The organism is Ensifer sp. GW101-20A05 (assembly GCF_059424735.1).
Genome location: NZ_JBWKZT010000013.1, coordinates 18778 through 37666, shown reverse-complemented (window position 1 = coordinate 37666; position 18889 = coordinate 18778). Strand labels below are relative to the sequence as shown.

Genomic DNA, 18889 nt, shown 5'->3' with positions numbered 1-18889 from the left:
CCATGGAAGGCCACACGGTAACAAAACACCGACAAAGAACAAGACAAAAAGTTACAAAATATTACATTTCATTGTTCGGCGACGATTAGAGTGGGACCTTTACGCTCCAGCGCCTCGCGGATCGCCTCCGGCGGGCGCCGATCGACGATCACCCCGGCGGCGACTTCGAAGCGCGGAATACGCAGCGGCGTCAGCCGTCCGAACTTGGAGCTGTCGAGCACGAAATAGGCTTTGGCCGCAGTCGTCACCATGCGGGATCGTTGCTCGGCGCCGCTGCGGGTAAAGTCGGTCACCTCGCCATCCGGCGAGAGCCCGCCGCCGCCGAGAAAGGCGACATCGACACGGAAATGGTTGATGGCCTCGAGCGCATCGATGCCGACGGCCGCTTCCTCGTCCGGATCGATCTCTCCGCCGAGCATATGAACCCGCACGAGTGGTTGCCGGCACATCAAAAGCGCGATCGACAGTGAAGTCGTGCAAATCGTTAGGTTTTTTCGCCCGGATAACGCGTGGGCCACGGCCAGCGTCGTGGTGCCGGAATCCAGGAAGATCACCATGCCGTCGCGCACCAGACCCGCCGCAGCACGGCCGATCGCCGCCTTCGCCCCGGCATTTTCCTCCCGTCGCTCGGTAAAAGCTGCCTCAGTGGGTTCGAACAGGGTGGCGCCGCCATGCACAAGATCAAGCTGGCCGCGATCGGCAAGCAGCTTCAGGTCGCGCCTTATCGTCTGGCGTGACACGTCGAAAAAGTCCGCCAGTTCGGTGATACCCACGGTACCGTTGGCAGCAAGACGTCTAAGGATTTCGCCATGGCGGCGTGGGGCAAGAGCGCGGGCGCTTTGAGAGTCAGACATGGAACCAACTGTGTTCATTTTTGTCCATTTGACAAGTCGCGCCACAGCCTCGCGGCTCGCCTAGCTGGAAAGTACCGGCATTTCACGCGAGATCGCGGAGAATTTTCCTCCGCAGCCGTCGAAACCGGCTTGGCAACGGTTAGTTATGTTGCATAATGTAACTATTCTATCCAACTCGCAACACGTCGCGACCTTTCATTATCAGGAAGAGACAATGCAGCAGGCACGCGCGCTGGTCCGCCACTTCACCTTCTATCTGCTCGATGGCTTTGCCCTGCATGGCTTTTCCGCAGCGATCGAAGCGCTGCGCCTTGCCAATGACGTGGCCGAGCGCGCCGTTTACCACTGGCACATTGTAACGGCAGATGGCTCATCCGCCGTCTCATCCTGCGGCACACGCCTTGCTGCGGCCGGACCGCTCGCGGATGAGCGCGGCCGGTTCCACCGGGGCGAACAGCCGGGGTTCGTCGTCATCTGCGGCAGCCGCACGAAGCCGCCCGCCGACCGGGCTCTGGAGGCCTGGCTTCGGCACTGCGCTCGCAGTCAGGTGCGCCTCGCCGGACTTGCCGGCGGCGTCTACTGTCTGGCCCGCGCGGGCCTGCTCGACGAGCGTCGATGCGCGGTGCACTGGGAGCATTTTCCGGATTTCTCAGAACGGTTCTTCATTGCCGGTGCGCGCCAGACCGCCTTCGAGATCGACGGCAGCCTTTACACCTGCGCCGGCGGCAATGCGCCCTTCGACATGTTCCTGCGTATCATCAAAGCAGACCTCGGCCCGGACGTGGTCAACCGCATCTGCGAGGCGGCGCTCTGCGAACGTCTTCGCGAGACAGGCGAGCGCCAGCGCCTTCCGCTGCAGGCACGCCTTGGCATCGACAACCCATTTCTGATCCGGATCATCGAGCAGATGGAGGCCAATCTTGCTGAGCCGCTGAAGCTTGCCAACATGTCGCCGGCGACCGGCCTTTCGCGGCGGCAGACGGAGCGGCTGTTTCGAAAGGAAATGGGCCGCACGCCGGCGCGTTATTATCTCGACCTACGGCTGGAGCGCGCCCATCTTCTGCTGCTCACCTCATCTCTCCAGGTCATCGAGATCGCGGTCGCCTGCGGCTTTACCACCGCCTCGCACTTTTCCCGCACCTACCGCGAGCGCTATGGACTTACGCCACAGCGCACGCGTCTCGCCGAAATGGAACGCCTGCGCGCGGGAAACGACCGTAGAGCGGTGATGGCAGAGATTCGGGTGGCTTAGGTTGACGCGGCAAAGGCGTCGCCCCCCTTCGGCGACGAAGGAAGGCGAGACGAATTGCGGGGCGGAAGCGGGCTAGCGCCACGCCTGAGTACGGGCGAGCAGGCCGCGCGCGATCAGCGCATGGACGAGCTTGGCCGCGACATTGGTGTAGAAGATCATCATGCCCATGGCCGCAGCCGGCGCAATGTCACCCGCATCGTCCATGTTGAGCACCGCGACCGACGCAAGCTTGGTGTCCGTCGAATAGAGGAACACCACCGCTGAGACCGTCGTCATCGCGTTGACGAAGAGATAGATCGCGATGTTGAGGATCGCCGGGAGGCAGACGGGCACCGTGACCCGGAAGAACAGCCGGTGGAAGGGCTGCTTCAGCGAGGCGGCGACGGATTCGAACTCCGGATCCATCTGCTTCAGCGCCGTCAGCGCCGTCAGATGCGCGACCGTGTAGAAGTGCGTCACCGTCGAGACGACGAGGATCGTCATCGTGCCATAGATTGGGTGCAGCGGATTGGTCGGATTGTTGAAGAAGAAGATGTAGGCGAGGCCGAGCACCATGCCGGGCACGGCCATCGGCATCATCGCCAGGAAATGGAAGACACCGCGGCCGAAGCGGAAACCGTCGGCCTTCTCGACCATGTAGGCGCCGGCAAAGACGACGACCGAACCGAAGAGAGCTGTCAAAAGCGCAAGCCGGATCGAGTTTCCATAGGCCGCCCAGCCGCCGCCGTCCATCAGGTCGAAGGCGAAGTTCTTGCTCGTGAGCGTCAGGTCATAGGGCCAGAACTTCACCACCGCTGCGATCTGGCACATGGCGATCATGCCGAGGATGAAGAGGCTGACGAGGCAGGCGAAGGCGAAGCACAGCCCGTCCAAACGCGCGTTGGGCTTCGGCGCGTAGGGCACGGCGCGCGCCGACAGCAGTGCTACCTGTCGCTTCTGCATGTGCCGGTCGACGGCAAAGGCAAGCACGGCTGGGACAAGCAGGATGACGGAGACGACCGCGCCCATCTCGAAGTTCTGCTGGCCGATCACCTGCTTGTAGATGTCGACGGCCAGCATGCCGTATTGCCCGCCGATCACCTTGGGCAAGCCGAAGTCGGTGATGACCAGCGTGAAGACGACGAAGGCGGCCGAGACAATGCCAAAGCGCGCACCGGGGACCGTAACGGTCGTGAAGGTGCGCCACTTGCTGGCTTTGAGCGACGCGGCAGCCTCATAGTGCCGGGCATCGGCAATGGAGAGCGCCGTCAGGATGATCAGAAAGGCATGTGGCAGGGTGAAGAAGATCGAGCCGATGACGATGCCGATCGGCCCGTAGATCGAATAGCCGAGAAGCCAATCCCTGAAGATGCCCTGGTTGCCGAAGAGGTAGACGAGTGCGATGCCCGGCAGCAGCGACGGCACCAGGATCGGTATCGTCAGGATGCCGCGGAACAGACCCTTGAGCAGCATGCAGCTTCGCGTCAGACCGTAGGCAAGCGCAAAGGCGATCGAGATCGTGAACACCGTGCTGATTACCGCCATCAGCACGGAATTGTAGATCGACTGCGCCAACGCGGGCGTCGAGAAATAGGCCGTGAAGTTCGTAAAACCCAAGACACGTGCGGGCCGCAGCACCACGCGCCGGAAGGTACCGGAATCGTATTCGCGCCACTCCGTCCCCTTTTCCAGGGTGGAGCCGACAAGGAAGGCCGCATCATCCGTGGTGCCGCGAATGCGGTAATGGACCGGGCTGCGGAACTTGAATTCCGGAAAGAATTTTGTGGCCGCCAGCCGTCCGTCTGAACTGCTGGAAAGCTCGCCCTCCGTCACCGCTCCGAGTTCCCGGTTCAGGTCTGCGGCACTGACGATCGGCCCCCAGTTCGCGCCGGTCTCATCGCTCATCTGGAATTCGAAAGCTGCAAGGTCGAACCGATAAGTCGAAAGCGACTTCGACAGCATGACAAAGAGCGGCGCGCCGAGCGCCACGATCAGGTAAAGCCCGATGACCGCCATGAAGCCGAGCTTGATGCGATCGTCGCGGGAGGCGTCCTGCCGGAGCCGTTTGCCGATCATGGGGAGGTGAGGCGCTTCGAGGACCATGTTCATCGTTAGGCACCCCTTGGATAGAGCAGAAGACGTTCCCGCGGGATTTCCACCTGGATGGCGCCGCCCGTCTCGATCCTGAGGCGCCTGACGGCATTGACGGAGAAGTCGGCGACAAGCGTGCGTTCGCCAAGGCGCGGTGCCGTCAAGCGCGTGCGCCAGAACATGCCGAGGAACTCCATCTCCTGCACTTCGGCATCGATCAGGTTCTGCGGCGTCGCCGGCCGGTCGATGGCGTTGGCGGCATGGGCATCGGCACCGTGCGGGATGATATCAACCGGGCGGACGACGGCCGTTGCCGCATGGCCCGCCGAAAAATCCAGGGTCGAGCAACAGAAAGCCGAGTGGCCGATCTCGACCTCGCCGTCCCCGGTGACACGCGCTGGGAATTGGTTGGTCTCACCGATGAAATCGGCGACGAACAGCGTTTCGGGGTGACGGTAGATCTCGGTGGGCGAGCCGACTTGCTCGATGACGCCGTGGTTCATGACGACGATCCGGTCGGCCATGGCAAGCGCCTCCTCCTGGTCGTGCGTGACCATGATGGTGGTGACGCCGAGTTTGCGCTGCAGTGCCTTTATCTCATGGCGAAGATGCACGCGGACCTTGGCATCGAGTGCCGAAAGCGGCTCGTCAAGCAACAACAGCCCCGGGGAGATTGCGATGGCGCGGGCAAGCGCAATGCGCTGCTGCTGGCCACCGGAAAGCTGAGCCGGATACTTCTTGCCGTGAGCCGACAGGCCGACTGTTTCCAGCAATTCGGCGACGCGGGACGCGACCCCCGCCTTCGATCGGCCGGTGTTTTCCAGGCCGAAGGCGATGTTCTGCTCGATCGTCAGGTTGGGAAAGAGCGCGTAGGACTGGAAGACGATGCCATAGTCGCGCCTGGAGGCCGGCAGCGTCGAGATGTTGCGGCCATCCTGCAGGATGGTGCCCTGCGTCTGCAGATCGAGACCGGCGATGGCTCTCAGCAATGTTGTCTTGCCGCAGCCGGAGGGACCGAGGAAACAGACGAACTCGCCTCTGGCAATGCTCAGCGAAATGTCGCGCAGCGCAACGAAATCGCCATAGGTCTTCCAGAGATCCGAGATCTGCAAATAGGGAGCCGGCTCCGCGGCCGCGTCATCGGCGAAGTGCTGACGGCTGGTGGGCGTCGGTTCGATCGACAGGGCATGCCTCATCTGCAAGCTCCGCTGGCTTGAGGGATTTCCAAGAGAAATGCGAACGGGCGCAGCGCGGTAGCGCTACGCCCGGCCATCAGGCTCAGCTCTTCGGCTCAGACTTGGCGTCGTAGCGCTTCTGCCATTCCTTGAGGATTTCCGCGCGATTGTTGGCGGCCCATTCGAAGTCGTTGACGATCATCCGGGAAGCGATGTCGTCGGGCAGGTGCTCGACCTGCTTGGCGACACCCGGATAGGCAACGACGGCATAGCCGGAATTGTACATCTCGTTGGCTTCCTTGGTGACCGACCAGTCGACCAGCGTCTTTGCGGCTTCGAGATTTGCCGTGCCGGCGATGATCGCGGTTGCCTCCGCCTCCCAGCCTGAACCCTCCGCGGGGAAGATGATGTCGATCGGTGCGCCGGCACTCTTGGCCTTGGCACCCGGAAACTCGAAGGACACGCCGATGACGGCTTCACCGGCACCCGCCATCTTGCACGGCTTGGAGCCGGAATGGGTGTAGGCGGAGATGTTCTGGTGGAGCTTGTCCATGAAGTCCCAGGCCTTCTCCTCACCCCACATCTGCATCCAGCCCGAGACGTCGAGGAAACCGGTGCCCGAGGATGCCGGGTTCGGCATCACCACGTGGCCCTTGTATTCGGGCTTCGTCAGGTCTTTCCAGCTCGCCGGCGGTGTGAGACCGAGCTTTTCACCCTCGACCGTGTTGTAGCAAAGGGCTGCGACATAGGCGTCCATGCCGACCCAGCTCGGCGGCGTGTCCTTGTCGACGAACTTCGGATCGAGCGCCTCGACACCCTTCGGCTGGTAAGGCTCCAGCATGCCTTCGGTCTTCAGGAGCAGCAGCGAGGTTGCAGCGAGCCCCCAGACGACGTCGGCCTGCGGATTGTCCTTCTCGGCGAGCAGCTTGGCGGTCATGACGCCGGTGGAATCGCGCACCCAGTTGATTTTGATGTCCGGGTGGGCCTTCTCGAAGGTCGCCTTGTAGCGGTCGAGGTCTACGGCTTCGACGGCGGTGTAGACGGTGAGCTGGGTTTCAGCGGCAGCGATGGCAGGAAGCACAGCGGAAGCGGCGCCGGCAAGCACGAAGAGCATGCGTCTGTTCATGATTGAAGTTCTCCTCTGAGGTCCTGGTAAAACCGGGGAAGCGCGGCGGGCAATCTTGTCGTTGCCCTCTTGTGATCGGCTTCGGGAAACATTCTGCGCAGCGGTTTCCTGTAAGTAAAATTTATTATTCTTATCGTTCAGAAGATTAAAGCTATGGATGATCCGCCGCAGAACTGGGCATGACGAGCCACGATTGATCAAGGCGGCGGCAAGTTTCGATACAACTTCGCACGACCTGCCGAAAGAAGGGGCAGATCTACGATTGTGCACCGAAGACGATGCAGTGAGACGCTCCGAACCATAAAAAAGGGAGCCGCCAAGGCGGCTCCCAGAGGGGTGAGTCAGCGGGGGGAAACGCTTGAGATCACCATGGCAAGGAGAATGTCTTGACGTTGGTAAAGCTCTTCATCGCCTCGATGACGCCTTCCTTGTAGCCGTTGCCGGAATCCTTAATGCCGCCGAAGGGGCTCATCTCGATCCGGTAACCCGGCACTTCCCAGATGTTGACCGTGCCGACCTTCAGCCCGGCGATGTATTTCTGCATTCGCCGGAACTCATTGGTGCAGACGCCGGAAGAAAGGCCGAAGGCCGTCGAGTTCGAGAGCGCGATCAGCGCGTCGTCGTTGTCGGGGGCGCGCACGATCGGGATGATCGGCGCGAAGGTTTCCTCCATCACCAGCTCGCTGGAATGCGCTACCCGGTCGACCACAATCGGTGGCAACAAGGCACCCTTTCGACCGGGGTGATAGAGGATCTCCGCTCCCTCTTCCGCAGCCTTCAACACACGCTGTTCGAAGACTTCCGCCGCGCGAGCATGCACGACCGTGCCGAGCTCGGTCGCCCGGTCCATCGGATCGCCGAACCTCAGCTTTTTCGCTCGCTCCAGCACCAGCGGCACGAAGCGGTCGGCAACGCTCTCCTGGCAGAGGATGCGTTTGACCGCAGTGCAGCGTTGGCCGGAGTTCTTGGTGGCGCCGGCAACGGCAAGATCCGCCGCTCTTGCGAGATCGTCGTCCGACAGATCGTTGAGGATGATCAGCGGATCATTGCCGCCGAGCTCCAGCACCTGACGCTTGTAATGGGCGTGTGCTGCGATCAGCTTGCCGACCGGAACGCTGCCGGTAAAGGTGATGAGGTCGAAGTTCGGATTGGTGATCATCTCCATGCCGATATCGGCGGGCCAGCCGGTCACGACCGAGAGCATCTCCGGCGGCAGGCCGGCCTCATAGAGGATGTCGGCGAAGACCAGCGCCGTCATCGGCGTCAGTTCGGTCGGCTTCAGCACCACGCAATTGTTGGTCGCGACCGCCGGCGCCACCTTATGCGCCACCATGTTGAGAGGATGGTTGAAGGGCGTGATCGCCGAAATGGCGTTGAGCGGTTCGCGGGTGGTGAAGATCTTGCGCGCCTTGCCGTGCGGGGTAAGGTCGCAGGAGAAGATCTCGCCATCGTCATGGATGCACATCTGCCCCGACAGCGTCAGCACGTCGAAGGCGCGGCCGACTTCATAGAGCGAATCCTGCTTGGAGATGCCGAGCTCCAGCGTGATCAGGTCGGAAATCTCCTCCTTGCGGGCGACGAGTAGGTCGGCGGCCTTGAGCAGGATGCGCTGACGCTCATAGCGTGTCAGCTTCGGCTGGTATGCCCCCGCGATCTCGAAGGCCTTGCGGGCGTGCTCGGCGTTACCCGCCGGCACGGTGCCGATGACGGCATCGTTGAAGGGATAGCGCACCTCGATGCGCCCTTCGGTATCGACCGCCTTGCCGGCGATCCGCATCGGCTCGTGGCGAATGGCGAACGTCGTTTCCACCTTGGTCATCGAGCCCTCCCTAGTGCGCCGTTTGTGCCGCTGCGACGAGCGCGTAGAAGAACGCGTCGAAATTGCGTAGCGTGCCGGCCGTCAGAAGTTCCGGAAGCTTGCGGTTGGCGATGAAGGGCACCTCCTGTTCGGTGAGCCCGCCATGCGAACGCAGCGGCTCGTTGAGTGCTGCGAGATCGTGCCGGTGCTCGCTGGTGCCGAGCGTCTTGTTTTCGGTTGAGATCAGCACGAGATCGCCGATGCGGTCATCGGGCAGTTCGAAACGCACGCAGGCTTCCGGGCGTGTAAGGACGACATCGATACCCTCGATCACCTTCAGGCGCTCGATGATCTCCTCCTTGTCGGCGCCTTCCGGCAGATAGGCCGTGGCAAAGGAGCCGAGCGCACCGTGGTGCACGACATAGGGGTCGGTGATCGGCAGGATGACGCGGGCGGCGTCCTTGCCGAGCCACTCGTCGAGCAGGTCCTGGACGTAGACGACATCCGGCGACCCATCGTTCTTGTGCTTCGGCTTCATGCCGTGGTCGGCGGTGACGATAATCGCGGCGCCAAGCGCATCGAGTTCGGTCAGGTATTTGTCGAACATCTCATAGAAGGAATTCGCCTGCGGCACGCCGGGCGCATACTTGTGCTGCACGTAGTCGGTCGTCGTCAGATACATGACGTCGGGCCGGAACTCCTTGAGCAGCTTGACGCCGGCGGCAAAGACGAACTCGGAAAGGTCAGCCGAATAGACTTCCGGCACAGGGCGGCCGAGCCAGGCCGATGCATTGTCGAGGCCGTTTTCTGCCTTGGTCGTCTTGTCGGACTTTTCCGACGAGAAGCAGATCGCCCTGCCCTCGTCGAACTTGAGGCCGTGGCCGAGCAGCGCCCGCAGCTTGTCCTTCGCCGTCACCACGGCAACTTTCGCACCGGCATCGTAGAAGGCGCTGAAGATGGTCGGCGCGCGCAGGAAGCGCGGGTCGTTCATCATCACTTCGTTGCCGGTCTGCGGTTCATAGAGATAGTTGCCGCAGATGCCGTGGATTGCCGGCGGCCGGCCGGTGGCGATGGAAAGGTTGTTCGGATTGGTGAAGCTCGGGATGACGCTGAGCGCGGTGCGCTCCGTTCCGGTCTTGCGGATGCGCTCGAGCGTCGGCATCAGCCCGGCCTTGATGGCTTCATCGAGGTAGGCCGGCTCGCAGCCGTCGAGGCAGATGGCGATGGCCGGAACCTTCGGCCACGGATAGGTGCGGCGGTTGGCGGTAACGGTGATCTTGGACATCTGGTTCATTGGAATTTCCTTTGTTCAGGCAGCGAGACGGCGGCGTTCCTCAAGGGCGACCGCCGGCGGGGCGGCACTGTCGACGCCCATTTCATTGAGGGATTCACGAGCAGCTGCGACCACACGGCGCATAACGTGCTCGTCCATGCGGCCGATGCAGCCGACGCGGAAACTGTCGACCACGGTCAGCTTGCCCGGATAGATGATGAAGCCCTTGTCCTTCATCAGATCGTAGAAACGATCGAAGGCGAAGGCGGGATGGGCCGGGCTGAAGAAGGTGACGATGATTGGCGACAGCCACTGGTCGGCAAGCAACGTCTCGAAGCCTGCCTCGCGCATGCCGGCGACCATGACGTCGCGGTTGCGGGCATAGCGGGCGCCGCGACCGGCGACGCCTCCCTCCTCGCGGTGCAGCCGCAGCGCTTCGAGGAAGGCCGCGACCACATGGGTCGGAGGTGTGAAGCGCCACTGGCCGGTCTTGTTCATGTAGTCCCATTGGGCATGCACATCGAGGCTCAGCGAGTGGCTGCGGCCCTTAGCGGCCTCCAGCTCGCTCTTGCGGGCGATGACGAAGCCGAAGCCGGGCACGCCCTCGATGCATTTGTTTGCCGAGGAGACGATCGCCTCGTAGCGGAAATCGCTGATGCCGGCCGGCACGGCGCCGAAGGCGCTCATGGAATCGACCAGCAGCTTGCGGCCGCGAGAATAGACGGTGTCGGAGATTTCCTTGAGGGGATTGAGGATACCGGAGCTCGTCTCGCAATGTACGACGACGACATGGGTGATATCAGGGTCGGCATCGAGAGCGGCCGCGACTTCGAGGCCGCGGGGCGGCATGTAGTCGCCCTTGTCGATCATCACGTGGTCGCGGCCGAGATAGGTAAGCGTCTGGGCGATGCGCTTGCCATAGGCGCCGTTCATCAGCACCAGGACCTTGCCGTCCTTCGGAACGAAGGTGCCGAGCATTGCCTCCACCGAAAACGAGCCGCTGCCCTGCATCGGCACGCAATCGAACTCGCCCTTGGTATCACCGGCAATGTCGAGCAGTTCGCGGCGCAGCCTGGCGGTCATTGCCCGGAAGTCGCCATCCCAGGAGCCCCAGTCCCTCAGCATGGCTTCCTTGACCTCGTAGGCCGTCGTCAGTGGGCCGGGCGTGAGCAGATAGGGCTCGCCGAGCCTCGGCGTTTCCAGGGGCGCGATGGTTCTGTCAGAAGCTGTGTTTGGCATTGTCCGTCCTCGCGGTTGGCGTGTTCGAGAACGACAATGGGGCGGAAACATCTATCTGTAAAATCGTTCTTTTGTATCAATCTATCGATCTGATTTATACTTCCTATACGGCGGGAACCAACCGGCTTTCCAGCAGGTCACCGCTCTCGCGCAGGCGCGGATAGGCCATGGTGGTCACCAGCGAATTGACCTCCTTCAGGCCCCGAACGATCTCCAGGTGCATGTCGCTCGACAGGATGCTGGCCGCCACACCTTGGCGAAGCCGCTCCAGGTGGCTCTTGCTGCTTTCCTCGACGAGGCGGCGCACATGTTCCTTTTGCCGGACCATCTCGCGGGCGATCACCGGGTCGGGCGAAACGAGAAGACTGGCCGCAAGCCTGACGTTGGACGACACGGCCGCGTGTAGCAGGGTGAGTTCGCGCCACCCGTCGTGCGAGAACGCACCCGCCCCCTCCAGCCGCTCCTCGGCCATTTGCAGCAGGCTTTTTGCGACCACGTCGCCGGCATATTCGAGATGGATTGCCGCCTCGGTGAGTTCGATGCCGCGCCTGGATTGGTCTTGGGTGAGGAAACCTCGGTTGACGGCGGCGATGTAAAGTTTGATCTCGCTATGCGCCCGATGGATCTCCCCGTCGATGCTTCGCAGCGTCTTTACGGCTTCCGGCGTTGGCGCGTGGATGACCGTCATCACCGGCTCCAGCATTCGGGCGATGAGATTGCCCATATGCAATACCTCGCGCGCCGCAGCGGCAAGCGCCTGCGGCGGCTTGTCGATCAGCGTGCGGTCGAGTGCGCTGACATGGACCGATCGGTCGCCGGCGCCGGCGGCATCCGGCATGAACAACTGGACAAGACGCGCCATCAGACCGCAGGAGGCCATCCCGACGAGAACGAGGGCGGCATTGAAATGTACATGCAGGTTGACGAGCTTTGCGGCCGCCGTCTCTCCCGGAAGCCAGTCGAAGGGGGCATGCAACGAGAATGCGCCGAAGACGGTTGCGCCGAACAGGGCGCGAAAGAGAAGGTTGCCGAGCGGCAGCCGTCTCCCCTCGACCGGCAGGCCGCGCGTCAGCCAGAGCGCGATCAGCCCACCACCGATATTGACCCCGAGAACCAGCGGAATGCCGACATCAACAGGCACGATGTCCTTCGCGGCGAAAGTCAGGATCAGCAGGATCGCCGCCACGCTCGAATGCAGCGCCCAGGTGAAAAACGCAGCGAGGATCATAACCGTCAGCGCATCCTTGCCGACGAAGGCGACGACGGAGGGCAGGACCGGGCTTTGGGCGAGCGGCTGCGTCGCATGGCCGATCATCTGCAGCGACAGAAGCAACAGGCCGATGCCAAGCACGGCGCGTCCGGCTTCGACCGCCTTGCGGCTTGATGCCTTCAGATGCACGAGGCCACCGGCCGCGACCAGGAGCGGCGCCAGCCAATGCAGATCGAAGGACAGGATCTTAACGACGAGCGCCGAGCCGAGATCGGCGCCAAGCAGCACCGCGAGACCGGTATCGAGCCCCAGCGCGCCGCTGACGGCAAAGCCGGCGGCAAGCATGGCGACGGCTGTCGAACTCTGTAGAGCAATCGCCACCACGCAGCCGCAGACGGCGGCGCGCGGCCGGCCGCCAGCACCGCCGACCGTTCGCGCGACGATGTCGCCGGCAGCTGCTTCGACGCCTTTTTTCACGAGACTGACGGCATAGAGCAACAGGACGGTGGCAGCAGCAAGTTCGAGGGCGACAGCCGGGAGGTTCATGGGCGCGCTCCGGAAAGAGGATGGAATCCGAAAACTATCCTTTGCCGCTTTACATAAATCAAATCGTTCGTTTTAATGAATCCATAGATGAAATCTATCCTGAAAGGCGTCGCACGCATGCGCTATGTCCAGCTTCGCGCCTTCCACAACGTGGCCATCCACGGCGGCTTCTCACGCGCGGCGGAAGCGCTGTTCCTCACCCAGCCTGCGGTATCCGATCAGGTGCGCAAGCTCGAGGAGGAGTACGACGTCCTGCTCTTCAACCGAAACAAGAAGCAGGTGACGCTGACCCAGTCGGGCCAGCAGCTTCTCGAAGTCACGCGCCGGATGTTCGATGTCGAACAGCAGGCGCTGGATCTTCTTTCGGAATCGCGGGCACTGAGGGCTGGAAAGCTGCGCATCGTGGCGGACGCCGCCCACCACCTGCTGCACATTCTCGCCGCCTTCCGGCGCACCTATCCGACGGTGCAGGTCTCGATCGATTCCGGCAACACCGAGACGGTCATCACCAGCCTGCACGCCTACGAGGCGGATATCGGCGTACTCGGCGAGATCCCGCAATCGAGCGATTTCGACATCCTGAAACTGAACTCGACGCCGATCATCGCTTTTGCCAGCAGCGACTATCCCCTCGCCGGTCAAAAGACCGTCACCTTCTCCGACCTTGCCAAACACCCGCTCGTCATGCGCGAACAGGGCTCCAAGACCCGGCAGAAACTGGAAGCGATGGCCGAACAATGCGGCGTGCCTCTGACGCCGCTCATCGAAGCCGAGGGCCGCGAGGCCGTGCGCGAGATCGTTGCTGCGGGCGGCGGCGTTGGCTTCGTCTCCTCGGCCGAGTTCGGCCAGGACAATCGCCTCGTTCCGATCCGGATCGAGGCGCCGGAAATGCTGATGGATGAAGCACTGATCTGCTTGCGCGAACGTAGCAACGGCAAGCTTGTCAGCGCCTTCTTCGACATCGCGCGCAGTCTTTCAAAAGCGGTAACGTGAGCTGTCGGCTTTCATCCGCCTACCCACTCGATTTCCCGCCTGAGGCCTGAACGACGGTGACGGCGATCATGAGGAAGACATCCTCGACATTGCAGCCGCGCGAAAGATCGTTGGCCGGTTTTGCGAGCCCCTGCAGGATCGGGCCGATCGCCGTCGCACCGCCGATCCGCTGCGCGATCTTGTAGCCGATATTCGCCGCATCAAGGTTCGGGAAGACGAAGACATTGGCCTCGCCGTTGAGCGCCGAGTTGGGGGCCTTGGCGGCACTGACGGCCTCGACGAAGGCGCTGTCGAACTGCAGCTCGCCGTCGATGACCAGACCGGGTGCTGCGGCATGGGCGAGCCTGGTCGCCTCCACCACCTTGGAAACGCGCTCATGCGCAGCGCTGCCGGCGGTCGAGAAGGAAAGCATCGCCACCTTCGCGGGCTTGCCGGCAAGCTGCTCGAAGGAGCGCGCCGACGTCACCGCGATGTCGGCGAGACCCGCAGCATCGGGATCCACGACGAGGCCGCAGTCGGCAAAGACGAAAGCGCCCTTCTTTGCGTGATGCGGCGCGCACAGCATCATCAGAAAGAAGCTCGACACCAGGCCAACGTCCGGCGCGCGACCGATGGTCTGGAGCGCGGCGCGCACCGTATCGGCGGTGGTCGCAACCGCCCCGCCAACCGTGCCGTCGGCGGCATCCTCGCGCACCATCATCGCGGCAAAGACGAGCGGCGAACGCACAGCCTCGGCTGCCGCCGCCGCGTCGACGCCCTTGTTGCGGCGCAATTCATGGTAGGCCGCAGCAAGGCGCGGGGTGAGCGGCGACAACGCCGGATCCTCGATGCGGATTTCGCCCGGGCGCGCGCCGGCGGCCGCCAACCGTTCCTCGACGATGTTCCGGCTGCCGACGAGGGTTGTCTCGGCAACGCCCTCGCGCACGGCGCGCAAGGCCCCCTCGACGATGCGTGGGTCTTCCCCTTCGGCAAGCACGATATGGCGCGGCGCGGCTTTCGCGGCTTCGAGAATGCGATCGAGCGGTTTCATCAGGCGTGTCCCAAATAGTGAATGCCGACGAGAATGAAGAGGGCGATGAAGACGGTTTCGGCGACGATAAGCGCGACCGCATCTCCGCCGACGTCGAGAACGCGCCTGAGCGAGGTGCGCATGCCGACGGCGACGATGCCCGCAATCAGCGCCCAACGGGAGGTTTCCATGCCGGCTTTGGCCACCAGTTCGGGCACGAGGCCGAAGGAGTTGAACGCCGCAAAGATCAGAAAGGCGACGACGAAACCGGGCAAAAGCGGCGGACGCTTGCCGGTCTCGCCCTCGGGCTGCGGCACCTTGCGCAGCGACAGCGAGAAGATAAGCACGACCGGCGCCAGCATGGTGACGCGGATCAGCTTGACGAGCGTCGCCGTCTCCCCCGCTTCCGGCGAGACCGAGAAGCCGGCGCCGACGACCTGCGCGACATCGTGGATGGTGCCGCCGAAGAAGATGCCAGTCGCGCGGGCATCGAGCCCCATGGTCTGGGCAATGATCGGATAGGCGATCATGGCAAGGGTGGAGAGCACCGTGACCGAGAGCACAGTGAAGATCAGGTTGCGCTCGGAAAACTCGTTCTTCGGCAAGACGGCAGCGATCGCCATCGCCGCCGACGCGCCACAGATGGCGACCGAACCGCTGGTGATGAGCGCCAGCCGCCAGCCGCGGCCGAGCAATTTCGCGGCGAGCAGGCCAAAGCCGATGGTGGCCGCGATCGCCGAGACGAGCAGCAGGATGGTGCCGGCGCCGAGTCCGATCAGGAGGTCGACGCTGATCCGCATGCCGAGCAGCGCCACACCGATGCGCAGCACCTTCTTGGCGCAGAAATCAATCCCGGCGACACAACGCCCCTCCTCGGACAGAAAGTGGAAGGCGATGCCGAGCAAAAGCGCCATCAGCATGGCCGGCGCGCCGTAGTGATCGGAGAGGAACTGGGCGGCGACGGCGACGGCCGCTGTGACGGCGAAGCCCGGCCAGTGGGTCGCAAAGCCGGAGGGCACGCTGCGGAAACGTTCGTGGACAGATGCGGTAAAGGTCATGATGTCATTCCGGTCGCTCGCGGGACGCTGCGCCCGCCCGGAAAAGCCGGGCGGGCATCGTGCAATCGGGTCGGCTCAGGCCCGCTTCTGCGGACGCATGTCGGCACGATCAATGCCGGCAACCGGCACCGGCTTCTTCATCGCGTCGCGCCGGAAAGGCTCGCCGAGCTCCTGGTTGAGGATGACTTCGACGAAGGTGGTGACACCCCTCTTCTGGTCGGCGATCGCGTTGGACAGCGCCTCGGTGAGGGCTGCCGTCGTATTGACGGTCACGCCCCTCAGCCCGCAGCCTTCGGCCACCTTGGCGTAAGAGAGGTTGGGGTTGAGCTCGGTGCCGACGAAATTGTTGGCGTACCAGAGCGTCGTGTTGCGCTTTTCAGCACCCCATTGGTAGTTGCGGAAGATCACCATGGTGATCGCCGGCCAGCCCTCACGGCCGATCGAGCCCATCTCGTTCATCGAGATGCCGAAGGCGCCGTCGCCGGCAAAGCCGACCACCGGCACATCCGGGCAACCGATCTTGGCGCCGACGATCGACGGGAAACCGTAGCCGCAGGGGCCGAACATGCCCGGTGCCAGATATTTCCGGCCAGCCTCGAAGGTTGGATAGGCGTTGCCGATCGCGCAATTGTTGCCGATGTCGGTGGAGATGATCGCCTCTTTCGGCAGAGCCGCCTGGATCGCCCGCCAGGCCTGGCGCGGCGACATGCGGTTCGGCTCGCGCGAGCGTGCGCTCTCGTTCCATTCCGTGCCCGGATCGTCGTCCTCATGATCCATCGAGGAGAGCTGCTGCTGCCAGGCCGAACGGGTCTGGTGGATCGCCGCCTTGCGCTCCTCACGGCCGGCATCGCCGGCCGAGGGCGAGAGCTGCTCGAGGATCTGGCGGGCGACCTGCTTGGCATCGCCACAGATGCCGACCGACACCTTCTTGGTCAGCCCGATCCGGTCGGCGTTGATATCGACCTGGATGATCGAAGCGTTCTTCGGCCAGTAGTCGATGCCATAACCCGGAAGCGTCGAGAAGGGATTGAGCCGGGTGCCGAGTGCCAGCACGACGTCGGCTTTGGAGATCAGCTCCATCGCTGCCTTCGAGCCGTTATAGCCGAGCGGGCCGACCGAGAGGCGATGGCTGCCGGGGAAGGCATCATTGTGCTGGTAGCCGCAGCAGACCGGCGCGTCGAGGCGTTCGGCAAGCTTCATGGAATCGGAAATGGCATTGCCGATGACGACGCCGGCACCATTGAGGATAACAGGGAATTTCGCCTCCGACAGCAGCTTTGCGGCTTCCGCAATCGCCTGCGGTCCGCCGGCCGGACGCTCGAAGCGGACGATCGCCGGCAGGTCGACGTCGATCACCTGGGTCCAGTAGTCGCGCGGGATGTTGATCTGCGCAGGCGCACAACCGCGCCAGGCCTTTTCGATGACGCGGTTCAGGACTTCAGGTATACGCGAGGGATCGCGTACCTCTTCCTGGTAGCACACCATTTCCTCGAACATCGCCATCTGGTCGACTTCCTGGAAGCCGCCCTGACCGATCGTCTTGTTGGCCGCCTGGGGCGTCACCATCAGGAGCGGCGTGTGGTTCCAGTAGGCCGTCTTGATCGCGGTGATGAACCCGGTGACGCCAGGGCCGTTCTGGCCGATCGCAACCGACATCGTGCCCGTCGCGCGGCTGAAGCCATCCGCCATCATGCCGGCATTGGTCTCATGGGCGCAGTCCCAGAACTTGATGCCAGCCTTCGGGAAAAGGTCCGACACCGGCATCATGGCCGAGCCGATGATGCCGAAGGCATGTTCGAGGCCATGCATCTGAAGAACTTTGACGAAGGCTTCCTCGGTGGTCATTTTCATGGGGTGGTTCCTTTCCTGGTATTATTTCAAAGAGTTAGAGGATCTCGTCACGGAGGTAGTACCAGCGGTACATTCCCCATTGGCCGAGCCGTCGGAACGGCGTCAGAAGCCCGTGGCCCGGCAGAGGCGAAGTGAAGATGGGGAGGTCGAGGCCGCCGCCTTTGCCGGCGACCATCTGGGCCATGCGACGGCCGGCCTGGGCGGAATACATCACGCCGTTGCCGCCATAGCCCATGGCGTAGAACAGCCTTTGGCCCGGATCCGGCTGGAAGATGCGCGGCATCATGTCGTGGCTGACATCCACCCAACCCCACCAGGAGTAGTCGATGTCGATGCCGCGGAGCGCCGGGAACTTGCGGTAGAGGCCGGCAAGCAGGATCTCGAGATGCTTCGGATTGCTCGCGTCGCGTCCGGTGATGGCGCTGCGGCTGCCGATCTGCACCCGGCCATCCGGCAGCATGCGATAGTAGTGACGCAGCGTCCGCGTATCGGTGAGCGGGATGCGCGCCTTGAAGTTCAGCGCCTTCTGCTCGCTTTCCGTCAGCGGTCGAGTGACGATCGAGTTCGACAGGATCGGCATCAGTCGGTGGCGGGTGAGCGCGTTCATGCCAGGCGAGGTGTATCCGGCAGTAGCGATGCAGACGGCACGCGCCCGCACCGTTCCGCCAGGCGTCGTCAGGTAATGCATGCCGCCCTTGGCAGTGCAATCAAGCGCCGGGCTCGACGTATGCACCTTTGCCCCCAGCTTGCGGGCAAGCCTGAGGTAGCCGAAGGCTAGCTTGGCGGCATGGATGCCCATGCCATCGGGCTCATACATCGCCCCGCGTGCTTCCTCGTCACGGACGAATTCGCGATGGATCTCGTCGCGCGATACCATGCGGGCACGATAGCCGAAGGTGTCGTTGAGGACGCGCACTTCGCTTTCGAGCGCTGGCAGCATCTTGTCGCGGTGGGCGATATAGAGATGGCCGCCATCCTGCGGATCGCAGTCGATTTCGGGCTCGCGGACGAGAGTGCGAAAGAGGTCGAATCCCTCGGAAATCTCCGCGTGCATCTTGCGGGCGACGTCGACGCCCCAGCGGGCAATCCACTGCGAGCGCTTAAGACGGCCAGCCGAAATCTGCGCCTGCCCGCCATTGCGGGTGCTGCAGCCCCAGGCAACGCCGTTTGCCTCCAGCACCGTCGCCTTGATGCCGTGCTCACGCGCCAGATGAATGGCGCAGGAGAGGCCCGTATAGCCCGAGCCGATGATGGCGACTTCGACGTCGATGTCGCTTGTGACTGGGCCGTCATCCTCCGGTTCAGGCCCGGCAGTGCCGATCCAATAGGTCGGCGCGTAGTCCTTGCCTCTGCCGGGGCTGCGGGCATGGTTGGGGTCATAGGCCGGATCGAACGGCTCTCTTGCAGGCTTCAAGGGAGTGGCGCGCAGTTGCAT

General features: G+C 63.1%; 14 protein-coding genes. 2 read left to right on the top strand and 12 right to left on the bottom strand.

Annotated elements, in window-relative coordinates:
* Positions 1-68: 68 nt before the first annotated feature.
* Positions 69-854 carry a DeoR/GlpR family DNA-binding transcription regulator gene (locus AC070A_RS25995; RefSeq protein WP_492384038.1) on the bottom strand — a complete coding sequence of 262 codons (786 nt, stop codon included), beginning with the start codon at positions 852-854 and terminating at the stop codon, positions 69-71.
* 214 nt (positions 855-1068) lie between these two features.
* Between AC070A_RS25995 and AC070A_RS25990 the strand changes: the two genes are divergently transcribed.
* Positions 1069-2106 (top strand): GlxA family transcriptional regulator, encoded by a 1038-nt coding sequence (locus AC070A_RS25990; RefSeq protein ID WP_192495595.1) that lies wholly within the window; start codon positions 1069-1071, stop codon positions 2104-2106.
* 72 nt (positions 2107-2178) lie between these two features.
* On the opposite strand, the gene AC070A_RS25985 is transcribed toward AC070A_RS25990, so the two are convergent.
* The 7 genes from AC070A_RS25985 to AC070A_RS25955 all read right to left on the bottom strand — a co-directional run bounded on the left by AC070A_RS25985 (position 2179) and on the right by AC070A_RS25955 (position 12543).
* Positions 2179-4188, bottom strand: a complete 2010-nt coding sequence (locus AC070A_RS25985; protein WP_192495619.1) for a putative 2-aminoethylphosphonate ABC transporter permease subunit — start codon at positions 4186-4188, stop codon at positions 2179-2181.
* Positions 4189-4196: 8 nt separating this feature from the next.
* Positions 4197-5372 carry a putative 2-aminoethylphosphonate ABC transporter ATP-binding protein gene (locus AC070A_RS25980; protein WP_113131866.1) on the bottom strand — a complete coding sequence of 392 codons (1176 nt, stop codon included), beginning with the start codon at positions 5370-5372 and terminating at the stop codon, positions 4197-4199.
* 82 nt (positions 5373-5454) lie between these two features.
* Positions 5455-6477 carry a putative 2-aminoethylphosphonate ABC transporter substrate-binding protein gene (locus AC070A_RS25975; protein ID WP_162733543.1) on the bottom strand — a complete coding sequence of 341 codons (1023 nt, stop codon included), beginning with the start codon at positions 6475-6477 and terminating at the stop codon, positions 5455-5457.
* A 364-nt stretch (positions 6478-6841) separates the two neighbouring features.
* A complete protein-coding gene (gene phnY / locus AC070A_RS25970; protein ID WP_113131867.1) occupies positions 6842-8296 on the bottom strand; it encodes a phosphonoacetaldehyde dehydrogenase in 1455 nt (484 codons plus the stop codon).
* Positions 8297-8306: 10 nt separating this feature from the next.
* Positions 8307-9569: a phosphonoacetate hydrolase gene (gene phnA, locus AC070A_RS25965; RefSeq protein ID WP_492384039.1), complete on the bottom strand. Its 1263-nt coding sequence runs from the start codon at positions 9567-9569 to the stop codon at positions 8307-8309.
* 15 nt (positions 9570-9584) lie between these two features.
* On the bottom strand, positions 9585-10787 hold the full coding sequence (locus AC070A_RS25960) for a 2-aminoethylphosphonate--pyruvate transaminase (protein WP_492384040.1): 1203 nt from the start codon (positions 10785-10787) through the stop codon (positions 9585-9587).
* 103 nt (positions 10788-10890) lie between these two features.
* The gene (locus AC070A_RS25955; protein ID WP_492384041.1) at positions 10891-12543 is read right to left on the bottom strand and encodes a Na/Pi cotransporter family protein; all 1653 of its coding nucleotides are present in this window, start codon (positions 12541-12543) and stop codon (positions 10891-10893) included.
* Positions 12544-12660: 117 nt separating this feature from the next.
* Here AC070A_RS25955 and AC070A_RS25950 point away from each other — a divergent pair, with 117 nt between their 5' ends.
* Positions 12661-13536, top strand: a complete 876-nt coding sequence (locus AC070A_RS25950) for a LysR substrate-binding domain-containing protein (RefSeq protein ID WP_113131871.1) — start codon at positions 12661-12663, stop codon at positions 13534-13536.
* 19 nt (positions 13537-13555) lie between these two features.
* On the opposite strand, the gene pta is transcribed toward AC070A_RS25950, so the two are convergent.
* From pta to AC070A_RS25930, 4 genes are all read right to left on the bottom strand, one after another.
* On the bottom strand, positions 13556-14566 hold the full coding sequence (gene pta / locus AC070A_RS25945) for a phosphate acetyltransferase (RefSeq protein WP_492384042.1): 1011 nt from the start codon (positions 14564-14566) through the stop codon (positions 13556-13558).
* Complete coding sequence (locus tag AC070A_RS25940; protein ID WP_492384043.1) at positions 14566-15603, bottom strand: YeiH family protein; 1038 nt, start codon at positions 15601-15603, stop codon at positions 14566-14568. Before AC070A_RS25940 ends, pta begins: the two co-directional genes overlap by 1 nt.
* A gap of 75 nt (positions 15604-15678) precedes the next feature.
* On the bottom strand, positions 15679-17454 hold the full coding sequence (xsc, locus tag AC070A_RS25935) for a sulfoacetaldehyde acetyltransferase (RefSeq protein ID WP_057248759.1): 1776 nt from the start codon (positions 17452-17454) through the stop codon (positions 15679-15681).
* Between the two features lie 34 nt (positions 17455-17488).
* Entirely contained in the window at positions 17489-18889 is a 1401-nt protein-coding gene (locus AC070A_RS25930; RefSeq protein WP_492384044.1) for an NAD(P)/FAD-dependent oxidoreductase, read from the bottom strand.